This is a genomic window from Enterococcus haemoperoxidus ATCC BAA-382 (assembly GCF_000407165.1).
Lineage (GTDB): Bacteria > Bacillota > Bacilli > Lactobacillales > Enterococcaceae > Enterococcus_L > Enterococcus_L haemoperoxidus.
This window is the reverse complement of record NZ_KE136479.1, coordinates 1,907,957-1,920,515: the sequence shown is the minus strand read 5'-3', so window position 1 is coordinate 1,920,515 and position 12,559 is coordinate 1,907,957. Positions and strand designations below refer to the sequence as shown.

Sequence of the window (12,559 nt, the reverse complement as noted above, 5' to 3'; positions counted from 1 at the left end):
GATCCTGATTGCTAACTCTCTATAAAAAGGTGAGAACATGTATGAAAAAATATCAAGTGAATTTTAATGAAGCAGTTTTCATATTAATAACATTATTGTTGATGATTGGTACAAGTATTATTGGCTTTGGTATTCCTGCTCATATCGCTATATTGCTTGCGATTGGCTATTTGCTTTTGTTTGCGGTGTATAAAAAGTTTTCTTGGGATTTTGTTCATGATGCGTTGATAGAGGGGGTTGCTTCTGGCATAATTCCCATGCTGATTTTTATTTTGATTGGCGCGTTGATCAGCGTTTGGATCGCTGTTGGGACAATTCCGACAATCATGGTTTTAGGTTTCTCTTTCTTATCAGTGAAATTTTTTATTCCAACTGTTTTTATTGTTTGTGGTATTGTAGGTGGAGCTGTGGGAAGTTCGTTTACGACCATTTCAACAATCGGTATTGCTTTTTTAGGAATGGGTAGTTTGATTGGTGTTGATCCAGTATTAACAACAGGAGCCATTGTTTCAGGGGCCTTTTTAGGAAATTCAATTTCTCCACTTTCAGATACAGTGAATTTAGCTGCGGCTATTTCAGAAGTCGATTTATTTGACCATTTAAAAAATACATATAAAACAGCGATCCCAGCTGCAATCCTTTCGTTTGGTTATTTTTTAGTCGTGGGGTTACGTTATGATGGTGCGCTAGATAGTACAAGTATTCATGATATCGTTCAGACATTAAATAACAATTTTACGATTTCTTTTATGGAACTTATTCCGTTAGCACTCTTGTTTGTTTGTGCTTGGAAAAAAATCCCAGCGATCCCAACCTTGTTGTTGAGTATTTGCGCATCCCTTATCTTACTGTTTTTTACAAGTACTCATTTTTCTTTTGGTGAGACGGCAGAACTTATCCAAAATGGGGTTGTTTCTCATACAGGAAACACGCAAGTGGATGAACTGCTATCTAGAGGCGGTATTCAAAGCATGATGTGGTCAGTATCGTTAATTATTTTAGCGTTAGCATTAGGCGGATTACTAGTGAAAATGGAAATTATCGATTGCTTACTACAACGCTTTGAAACGGTGATTGATTCTCGTCAAAAATTGATTTTTATCACCATGATGAGTTCGATTGGTATCAATGTCTTAATTGGAGAACAATATCTTTCAATCATTTTACCTGGGAAGTCATTTATTGCTAAATTCAAAGAAAAAAAGGTTCCATTGACAATGTTGTCTAGAGGATTGAATGATGCAGGCTCTGTTGTGAATCCGTTGATTCCTTGGGGTGTGAGTGGCGTGTTCATTTCAGGAACCTTAGGAATTGCCACAATGGATTATTTACCTTATGCAGTATTTTGCTTTGCGTTGCCATTATTGTCATTTTTCCTTACGATTATTGGGAAAAAGAAAACGAAAGAATAAATAAAAAATACAACGTGTTCCTCAAAAGGAATAACGTTGTATTTTTTTGATTCATTTAATCTCCAAACGTTTTAAGTTCTTCACTATATAAAAGATCATCGATTTCTATGATAGTTAAATGATGAGTGATTCCATAAATCACAATAGCATCCCAAGGGTGTTTCGGGTAGAGCTAGGCATAGCCTGTTTTTTTCATCAAAGTATTGATATCTTGTTGCTTCCGTAATACCAGTTTTTTTCAAAACAGCACTTTTGGTCAAATTTTTATCAAGCAACCAACCATTTAAATAATCTTTCAAGCTTTTTTTTATTCTATATTTGGTGGGTCGGAGAGTTTCTCAGTAACCGAATGGATTGGTTTGACTTTTAAAATATCTAAAAAGAAAGTAAAAATCGGAATACCAACAATCAATCCCCAAACACCAAATAGTCGTTCACTGATCAGTAAAATAACAAATGTATAAAAAATTGGTAAATCTGTTTTACTCGACATAAATTTAGGATTTAATACATAAGACTCAAATAAATGAACGACAATGATCACCACTAAGATATAGATTACATCATTGATGCCACCTTCTGAATAAGCAATGAAACTTAATGGAATACAGGAAATGATCACACCTGCGACAGGAATCAAGCTTAAAATAAAAATCATGATGGCTAAACTTGGCAATTGATGAAACCCGATCAATGCCAAACAAATCGTTGTGATCCCCGTATTAACAACCGCAATAAAGAATTGAGCTTCCATCACGACACCAAAGGTATTTACAAACTTATCTGCAAAAAAGTAAATATCCTGAAAAAACCAGTCAAAATCACTTTTTAAAAATAACTTAGAAAACTCCGCCATTTGCTTTTTCTCGATCATAAAAAAGAAACTTAAAATGAATGAGAGAATAAAAGAAAGACCGATCGACCCAATATCTTGAACATACCGCAAAAGGATACTTGCACCATTTTGGATTTGAGACATTAAATTGGATTTTTCTAGATAATTATCAATGACCATCAAAAGCTGATTATGATCATCCGTCGGAGTTTGGTAGAAACGGATGACGGAATTATACATTTGAACAGATTGATGAATCAGAACCGGCACATATTTGGTAACGGCCAGATAGACTAAAAAAACGATCAAAGAATAAGTGGCTAAAACCAGTATGAGAGAGGGCACTTTTAAATACTGCTGCACAAATTTCACAAAATGAAGTGCTAAAAACGTAAAGATAAACGTTAATAAAATCATTGTGATCATGCTTCTCGCTAAAAATAAAATAAAAATAACAACAGCTAAAACAAAAAAACGTCTTAAGCGTTCATTTTGAACAAATTTTTCATAAATCGACACAGACTTCGCTCCTTTAATACGTTACTTATTATCTTGTAAGATAACTATAATGCTTTTTTACATTTTTTGATAGCAGTTTTATCGATAATTTTAAAAAAAATAACTTGAGATAGAGTAGTGATGTTTTTAAAAAGAAGTACGTTTATTTTATATGTTATTTTTAACGAAATTATACAAATTGAAATGCACTTGAAAGTAGAATCTTTAGCTTGTTCGGTAAAAAAATTTTTTTTATTTCGTTATTCTATTGAAAGAGAGCGCTCTTTTTGTTAAGTTTAAAATACAAAAAGGAGGTTTGAAAATGAAAAGGTTAAAAAAAGTAACGTTATGTATTTTTTTTGTTTCAATTTTGTTCTTTACTGGATGTAGTAGTAAAGCAAACGAAGGGAATCTGGATAAAAAAATCTATGATTTAGAAACAAGTTTCAAAGAAACATATCAATTGTGGGTAGATATGAAAAATATGGGGGAAATTAAGAATAAAGAGTATCCCAAAGATCTCAGAAAAGTAGCGACTGATTTTAAAATTATTGGAGACAAAGCAAAATTAAGCAGTTATCAAAAACTTCTAAATGAAGAAGACAAATTGATTTATGAGACATATCGACAATTATCGCCAGCAATCAAGGAACTAGCTAGAACAATCGAAAAATCAAATTTTGAATTAGCAAAAACACAATATGAAACGATTCTAGAAAAAGAAGAAGGGGTAAAGGAGTAGGCGATGATGAAAAAAGGGTGGAAAAGAAAAGGGATCACGTTGTTTGTTGCTGGAGTACAAGTTTTAGGATTGTTTCCATGGGGAGCGATTCAAAGTTTTGCACAAGAAAATGAAAAAGCAGAAACTGTTGGCTCAAGTGAAGTAATTGCTACACAGGAAAAAGTAAAAAAAGAAGAGCTTGATCAACAAACACAGCAAAAACTCAAAGAAGCTGACGAGAGTATTCCGAAAGAAAAAAAAGCGACTAAAGAAGCTGACGACAAAATAGAACCAACTCTAGAAGTTGCACCGCAATTGAAATCAGCATTTGAAGCAGAAGAAAAAAGTATGTTGGCATCAGTCAAAGATGACATGGTTAAAAAAGGACTGACAGAAGTGTTAGCCGATCGTTCTGAGACAACCAAAACTTTTGTTCATCCTGAAACTGGTGTGGGAGAAACTGTTGTCTTTACAGAACCCATCCATTATGAACAAGAGAAGGACAACTGGCAGGAATTTAATGGTACTTTTGAAGAGGAAAAAGACATTTATACAGCGAAAGAGCAGATCGAAGTCCAAGTACCTAATGAAGTGACTGAAGAAGAAGTGCCTACAGTCAAGGTTGGTGAGTCAAAAGTAGGAATCGGTTTACCAGACGATAAATACGAAGTTCAAGCAGTTAAAGACGACAAAGTATTATTAGCTGCGGAAAATGATTTGGAGCCTGTAGAAATTTCGTATCAGCCAACTGGAGTCAAAGTCAGTCAATATATTTCTGAAGAAACCGATCTGACGAGCGTTAAATTTAGGTTAAAACTACCTGATACCCTGCAAGCAAAAGAAGAAAAAGATCTGGGGATCATTGGTCTTTATGAAGGTGAGAAACTTGTCAGTGCAGTTCCTACACCAACGATTGAAACAATAACAGGTGATTTTATTTCAACTGCAGAGGCTGATTTTGACAGTAAAACGAATACCTTGACGCTAAAAGCTCTTGATAAAGAAAAAAGTCAAAACTTGAAATCGGCACGTGTTAATGTCCAATTTGTCCAAGCGAAAATCGAGCAAGGAATTGAAGCGACTAGTATTCGTCAGTATGATGACAAAATGAATTATTGGTTCCAAGATTATATGTATATCGGCTATGATGATGGCTATAACGGAACACTAGGTGCTGCTCATTTTGTCACGTATGGTTTGATTAAGATCCCTGATGCAGAATTGAAAAAAATTGGCAAAGGTAGAGAAATCGAATCAGCAAACCTTTCATTATTTAGAACAGGAGCACCTGGTTTTTGGGGAGATCGTGCAAAAGATGGCAGTGGAAAGGTAGTCAATCGCCATTTTGAAGTTCATGGCTTAACTAAAGACATTGGAGCCTTTTCTAAAGCTACGTATAAAGGGTTTAGTGATGCAAAATTTCCTTATGGACCACCTGCCAATGAGGCAGGCAAAGAAACCATGATTGGTGGCATTGATCCAAATAACCGTAGAGTTAATTTTGATATCACTCATTTGGCAAACGATTGGATCAATGGCGGCAGTAATTTCGGGATGATCGTTAAAACGAATAAAGTCACGTCACATGAATTGCCTTATTCTACCGCTGAAGTTTTTGCTGCACCAAAAGGCGGCGTGACCACTGCCTCTCCTTATTTAGTGATCAAGCATCGTGAACGACCGCCAATTGATAAAAACATGCCGCTTAAAGACACGACCTTGAAACTACGTCCGTTTGTCAGTTCTGATAATGACGGCTTAGTTCAGTTTCAAGCATTAGGGATGGATGGTGTCGGTCGACCAGATGCTAAGATAAATTATCGTGTGCTTGATACAAGTGATAAAAATAAAGTGACCTTCTCAGGAACAGATCCATCGATTGGGCGAGATTATATCTTTCCTAATTACCCAAAACTATTTGAACACGCTAATCGTTATTTAGAACTTTCCAGCAATTGGCAAACCAATACATTATTGACCAGCTCGTTGAAAGAAAATCATCTTTACAAAGTGGAAGCCACGATCACGCATGGAACGGAAGAATCAAAGCAAACCTATGATCAGTTCCAACTATACAAAGTGACCAGTCAAGATACATTACCACGTCTCTTAAAATTCTACGGCTTAGAAAAACAACGAGCAACATTTATGCGGGATAATAACATGAAAGATGAATTATTGACCCAAGGAAATACTGTATTTATTCGAAATCCAAAGAAAAATCAAGGAAAAGCTTATCAGTCACAACCACTTTCTAAGGCCGATAAAATCCGCTTAGATGCATTATCTGTTGGTCGAGGGAAACATTGTAAATACGGTTTTGAACCAATCAACATTGGGAGTGGAAATTTAATTTATGAAATGACGGATAGTGTTTGGTATGATTTCGAAGAAGAGCAACTTTTTGCTAGAACCTATAATTCTAAAGGCGGCGGCATGGATAGCCCAGTCGGCAGAAACTGGACACTAAATCAATACTTGACCTTAAATCAATTAGAAGACAAATCAATGATGCTCACAAAAGAGGATGGCGGTAAAATCTTTTTCGATCGTGGGAAAGATGGTCGCTATCAAGTATCCGATGATTCGCCCTATACGTTGACGAAAAAAATCAAAGATGAAAAACGCAGCTTTGAATTGACAAATACGGAACAAAAGTTGACCTATCTATTCGATGCAACAGGTCAAATAAGAAAAATTACCAATGCTTATGGTCAAACCAAAGAATATAGCTACGAAGAAGAAACTGGATTTCTAAAATCAATCAAACAATTTAACGGCGGCAAAGTTTTATTTGACTGGGACGATAATGGGCACATAAAAAAAGCCACTTTCCCAGATCAGACGACGAACTCCTATGAATACGATGCAAAAGGAAACTTAACAAAAGTGATCGATGCGTTAGGGAAAAAAATAGTCTATACGTACAATGATAATCACTTTATGACTTCGTATTCTGATGACGAAGGAACATTACTTTATCAAAATAAATTTGATAAGGAAGGCCGTGTTATCGAACAAACAGATGCCAAAGACAATACTGTTACGATCACGTATGAAAAAAATAAAACGACGACCATCGACGGCAATGGAAACAAAGAAATCACTACCTATAATGAACATTTCCAACCAACAAAGATTGAATATGCTGATGGTAAAAGCGAAACCAAACGCTATAATGACCGCTACCAGCTGATCGAGGAAATTGATCGAGCAGGCAATAAAACAACTTATGAAAACGACGCAAATGGTAATGTGACTAAAACGATTTTCCCAGATGGGAGTACAGAAGTCAGCTTGTACAATGCTAGTAACCAATTGACAGAGCAAACGGATCGTTTAGGAAAGAAAACCAGTTATCATTACAATGAACAAGGAAAATTACTACAAACCACACGTCCAGATGGAAAAACGATTACCTATTCTTATGATGAACAAGGAAAAGTGACGAGTAAGACCGATGCGGATGGAACTACAGAAAATTATACGTATCATGCTGGTAATTTAACATCGATCAGTGATGCTCATGGAGCAAAAACTGGGTATGAATATGATGCAAAAGGCTTGATCACCAAAGAATTTGATGCAGCTGGAAATGCTAAAACGTTTAAACGAAATAAACGTGGTGAGCTCATTGAAGAAACAGATTTCAATGGGAATACAAAGACCTATTCCTATAGTCCAGAAGGATACTTACTGTCAGAAACCGATTTTAACGGAAATCAGACAAGTTTTACGTATGATAAATTAGGCAGAAAAATTGCTGAGATCAATCCTGCAGGCGGGAAAAAAACATTTGAGTATGATGCAAATGGAAATATAACTAAGGAAACAGATTATCTGGGGAATGCGAAAACATTTACTTATAATGAATTAAACCAAGTAATCGAAGAAAAAACAGCTACAGGTTCAATTACACGTTATACCTTAAATGCCCTAGGTGATCCTTTAACTGAGACAGTCGATGATAAGAAAAAAACGACCTATGCTTACGATGAAAATCAAAATCTAATCAAAAAAGTCGATGCATTAAAACAAGAAACAACGTATGAATATGACCAAAAAAATCAACGGATCAAAGAAACATATCCAGATCAAACGACGATTCTCTATGAATACGATGAGTTGGGAAATATAACGGCTAAAACCGATCGTAATGGACTGAAAACCACCTATTCTTATAACGAGAAAAGTCAATTGCTAAAGGAATTATCAGGTGATCGTGAAACCAAGTATACCTATGATTCAAGAGGCAACAAAACAACAGAAATCGATCCTGAAAATAACCAGCGTTCGTTTGGTTTCAATCCGCTAGGCTATCTTTCAGAGCAAACCGATGCTGCTGGAAATAAAACAGTCTATGAAACCGACAATCAAGGGAATGTGACGAAAATCACGGATCCAGATGGTAACGTGTTAACCTACACGTACGATGGGGAAGGGAACGTTCTTTCACAAACCGATGCGTTGGGAAATAAGAAGCTATCCACTTATAATTCGTTGAATCAGCTAGCGACAACAGTTGAACCAACGGGGGATATTATCCAATATCATTATGATGCCAATAGTAATTTAGTTGAAAAAATCGATGCATTAGGCAATAAGACAACCTATAGCTATACGAAAGATAATCAATTACAAGCATCAACTGATCCATTGGGGCAAATAACGCAGCTCTCTTACGATGCCAGCGGAAATTTAGTTTCGTTTGAAGATGCAATCGGTCGAAAAACAGCGTATTCCTATGACTTATTAAATCAATTAACAAAAGAAGTAACGCCAGGAAACGTCACGATCAATTATAGCTATGATGTTCTTGGTCAGCGTATCAAGCAATCCGACAGCAATGGTAAAAGTGAAAGCTACACCTATGATAAAAATGGTCAGATGCTTACAGCGACGGATGAACAAAAACGAAAAATTTCCTATGAATACAATCTTTTTGGAGAAAAAATTGCCGAAACTGATGCGGCAGGCAATAAAACAAGCTATGCATACAATAAGCTAGGACAGCAAACGAAAATCACTCATCCACAAGAAACCAGTCAAACGTTAACTTACGATGGCTTAGGACATGTTTTGGAAGAAGTGATGCCAAATGGCGGGAAATATGCCTATAGTTATGATAAACGCGGAAATTTAATCAAAGAAACCAATCCATTAGGCCAAACACAACGTTATGCCTATAACAAAAACAGTCAACTAGTGCAATCAACAACCGCTAAAAATGAGGTTACGACCTATAGCTATGACAAAAATAATCGCTTGATCGAAACCAAAGATCCTCTAGGAAATAGTCAAAAAATCAAGTATGATGCCAATGGCAATGTCATAACAGAAATCGATGCTGAAGGAAATCAAACAACTTATGCCTATGATGGTAATAATCAGCTGATCCAAACAATCAATGCTAAAAAATTCCAACAAACAGTAAGCTATGATCCAGTTGGACGGAAAATTGCTGAAACAGATTTCAAGGGCAACAAAACAAGTTATGAGTATAATGCCAATGACCAACTATTGAAAAAAACAGAACCAAATAAACGCATCACAACCTATGAATATGATGCACACGGAAATCTTTCAAAAATCACAGATCCTAAAAAAGCCGTGACAGAAATGACCTATACTTCTGATGGTCAACTTGCTTCTGAAACAAATGCCAAAGGCTATAAACGCTTGTATGAGTATGACACTTACCGCAATTTACTTGCTGTAAAAGACAACGTTAGAAAAGAACCACTTGAAACGTATCGTTATAATCACTATCAACAGCGCATAGCAGAAACGAATGCAGCAGGCAAAAAAACGACTTACGACTACAATAAATTTGGACAGCTCACAAAACTGACTTATCCTAATAAAACGAGTGTTGCCTACAGTTATGATTTACTAGATCGAGTTTCTGAAATGACAGATATTCGTGGTAATAAAACGAAAACAGAATACGATGAAAATGGTCAAGTGACCCGCTTTATCGCACCTGGCGAACAAGTTTCTACCTACGAATATGACAGTAATGGAAATGTGACCAAAGAACAAGATCCAATGGCCTTTACTTCTAGTTACACGTACAACAAATTAAATCAAGTAGCAGAAGAAACCGATGAACTCGGGCATAAAACAACCTATGCTTATGATCAATTACAGCAAGTCGCAAAAATCACAGATCCTAGAAACCATCAAATGGCAATGGACTACGATGGTAACGGGAATTTAGTGAAAGAAACGGATGCAAAGGGCAAAGAAAAACATTTTGGCTATGACGCAAACGATCAACTGACTAGCGTCAAAAATCGCTTAGGAAAAACAACTAATTATACCTACGATCTTCAAAGCAATTTGACCAGTGTCAAAGATGCGCTTGGTAATCAGACTACCTTCAACTATTCGCCAACAGGTGAGTTGGACAGTGTTCTTTCAGCCAATGGAAAAAAAGAAAGTTACGAGTATACGTTAGATGGACAATTAGCGCAAACAACTACACCAAAAGAAGAGACGATTCAATACAAGTACGATGAAATGAATCAGCTTGTCGAAAAAGTCACCAAAAATGCCAACTTCACATATACCTTTACGGATGAAGAAAAAATGAAAAGTGCGGCTTATGAAACAACGGAACCAACTGTAGCAATCGACAATGAAGCGTTGAAGCAAGCTGTGCCAACCAAAGGCGAGGTGACATTTGAATACAATCAATACGGAGATTTGACGAAGGCAACGGATGAAAAAGGTGAAAACTTAACATACGGCTATGATGCTTTAGGACGCAAGACTAGCGTGACCTACCCAAGCGAACGAAAAATCACGTATGAATACGATAAGAAAAATCAACTAACCGTTGTAGCAGATGGTGATCAAAAAACGGTATACGAACACGACGGAGCAGGTCAAGTCAAAAAAATCAGCTATCCAAATGGCACAATCACACAATATGACTATTTAGCTACAGGAGAAATCAGCTCAGCTGAAACCTTAGAAGCAAATGGAAAATCATTAGCCAAAATGACCTATGCGTACGACGAAAATGACAATCTTCAAAAAGAAACGATTCAATACCCGAAATTAACACTTGAAAAAACGTATGAGTATGATGCGGAAGATCAACTGACGAAAGTCATCGAAGTCGAAGGCAAGAAAAAGACTGAAATCGAGTACTATTACGATGATGCTGGTAATCGAATTACCTATTCAGAAAAGGTCAATGACAAAGAGAAAACCTTCTATGAATACAAAGTCAATAATATGAATCAAGTCACCGAAATCACGAGTGAAAAAGGCGCTAAATTTGAATATGATGCCAATGGCAATGTCTCCAAAAAGATTGCCATGACCGGTGAAGTGACCACGTATCTCTATGATGTAGAAGATCGCTTGATTCAAGAAACAAGCAGTAACGGTGTTTATACCCTTTATGGATACGATGCACTAGGTAATCGTGTGATCAAAGGGACGGCAACCGAACACGGGCGCCGGATCAAAACCGATCTAAAGGCTTGGATGAAACAAACCGATCGTACCGCCCAATTAGCTCTAAACAACCAAGATGTTACCTTACATGAAATCTTGACTGCTGTAGCGAAACAGCCAACCATGGCCGATCGCTTACGCTGTTTACCAAAAGATCGTCCGTGGCGCAAAGACCATGATAAACCAAGAAAAACCGTTGAAACGGAGAAACTAAAAAAAGAGCTGGATAAAAATCATTCAATCAAAATCGTCACGTCATTGAACGAATACAATCAAGAACACACTAGTCCAGCTAAGCTCACGCAAGAAACTTATGATAAAAAAGTCAAAACCACCCAAAGACAAGAATTTACCTTTGGTGAAGAAACCGATATCGTAGGAGACCAAGAAGATCAATACCATCGTGATGGCTATAGCAGTATTGGTACGATCACGAATCGACAAAGCGGTGAATTAATCACCAATACCTTGTATAATGAATATGGGGAAGCCACCTTACGTTTAGAAAATGAGTACGGCTACCGCAGTGAATACCATGATCAGTCGAATCGGATCCATTTACGTGCTAGAGAATACAGCACCACAACAGGACGTTTCCTACAAGAAGATACCTGGTATGGAAAAGTAGAACAACCTCAAAGCCAGAACCGCTATATCTATGTAGAAAACAACCCGCAGAAATACCGTGATCGCAGCGGAAATGCTGGTTGGTGGTCTAAGGCATGGAACAATGTCAAGAAACAAGTGAAAAAAGTAGCCCAAAAAGTTTGGAACGGTGTCAAAAAAATAGCTAGCACTGTCTGGAATGGTGTAAAAGCAGTCTGGAATGCTGTTGTCCCATCCTCACCTCGAGTTTCAAGTTCATGGGGAGGAATTGCATCTGGTGTTCGTTATGTGGGGAATTATGTTGGAAGAACGTATTACCCACAACGTAGTTATGTCGGTGCCAATTATATCCGAGGAAGAAATGGGCAGCCTGCAGGCTATCAGACCTACAGTCAGGCATTGTATTACCAAAGTGCGGCCTATCGCTATCAAGTACAAGTTCAACGTGCACAAGCCACTCGTATGATGGCAACCGTTCGAATCAAGAAAGTTTGTGATACGGCGGATAAAAAATGGACAGGTAAGAATAAAGGGTTGGTTGTAGGAGCCGCCTTTGTGATTCCAATACCAAGAGTCCCAGTAGTCCCACCTGTAACGACGATACCTAAACCAAATCTAGATACTGGCAACTTCTCATTCCCATCTTTACCGAAAGTCCCAAGTGCACAAGATCTTGCTAATGGGATAGTTGGCTGGTTTATTGGGGATTATATTCAGAAAATAGCAAAAAATAGAGATTTAGATACTGGAAAGTGGGCTAAAGGTTCATATAAAACTGAAAAAGATTCTTTAGAAGATCATTTTGATAGACATGGAGAAGAAGTTGGGGCAAAGACTGTTGAAGAATATCTGAGAAAAGCAGAAGAATTTGCAAGAACAGCTAAAAAAGGTGTTCAAGGGAAACCCGTTAAAGGAGATACGCCGGGAGTTAAAAGGTATAGAAAAAATGGTAAGTATATAGATTTGGCACCAGATGGTTCCGTTATTTCATTTGGAAAATAACTATATATATTACTT

The 12,559-nt window shown here is 37.0% G+C and carries 4 protein-coding genes; 3 read left to right on the top strand and 1 reads right to left on the bottom strand.

Annotation, left to right across the window (positions count from 1 at the left end):
- Nucleotides 1-41 precede the first annotated feature (41 nt).
- Nucleotides 42-1,412: a Na+/H+ antiporter NhaC gene (nhaC, locus tag I583_RS08865; protein WP_010760828.1), complete on the top strand. Its 1,371-nt coding sequence runs from the start codon at nucleotides 42-44 to the stop codon at nucleotides 1,410-1,412.
- 307 nt (nucleotides 1,413-1,719) lie between these two features.
- Here nhaC and I583_RS08860 read toward each other — a convergent pair whose 3' ends face one another.
- A complete protein-coding gene (locus tag I583_RS08860; protein ID WP_010760829.1) occupies nucleotides 1,720-2,766 on the bottom strand; it encodes an AI-2E family transporter in 1,047 nt (348 codons plus the stop codon).
- 301 nt (nucleotides 2,767-3,067) lie between these two features.
- On the opposite strand from I583_RS08860, the gene I583_RS08855 reads away from it, so the two are divergent.
- A complete protein-coding gene (locus tag I583_RS08855) occupies nucleotides 3,068-3,487 on the top strand; it encodes a hypothetical protein (RefSeq protein WP_010760830.1) in 420 nt (139 codons plus the stop codon).
- 3 nt (nucleotides 3,488-3,490) lie between these two features.
- Nucleotides 3,491-12,544: an RHS repeat-associated core domain-containing protein gene (locus tag I583_RS08850; protein WP_010760831.1), complete on the top strand. Its 9,054-nt coding sequence runs from the start codon at nucleotides 3,491-3,493 to the stop codon at nucleotides 12,542-12,544.
- The last annotated feature ends 15 nt before the right edge of the window (nucleotides 12,545-12,559 follow it).

Bases quoted from the DNA above. Each gene is read 5' to 3' on its own strand.
- I583_RS08850 (WP_010760831.1), top strand. From the start codon at position 3,491: ATGATGAAAAAAGGGTGGAAAAGAAAAGGGATCACGTTGTTTGTTGCT.
- I583_RS08855 (WP_010760830.1), top strand. From the start codon at position 3,068: ATGAAAAGGTTAAAAAAAGTAACGTTATGTATTTTTTTTGTTTCAATT.
- nhaC (WP_010760828.1), top strand. From the start codon at position 42: ATGAAAAAATATCAAGTGAATTTTAATGAAGCAGTTTTCATATTAATA.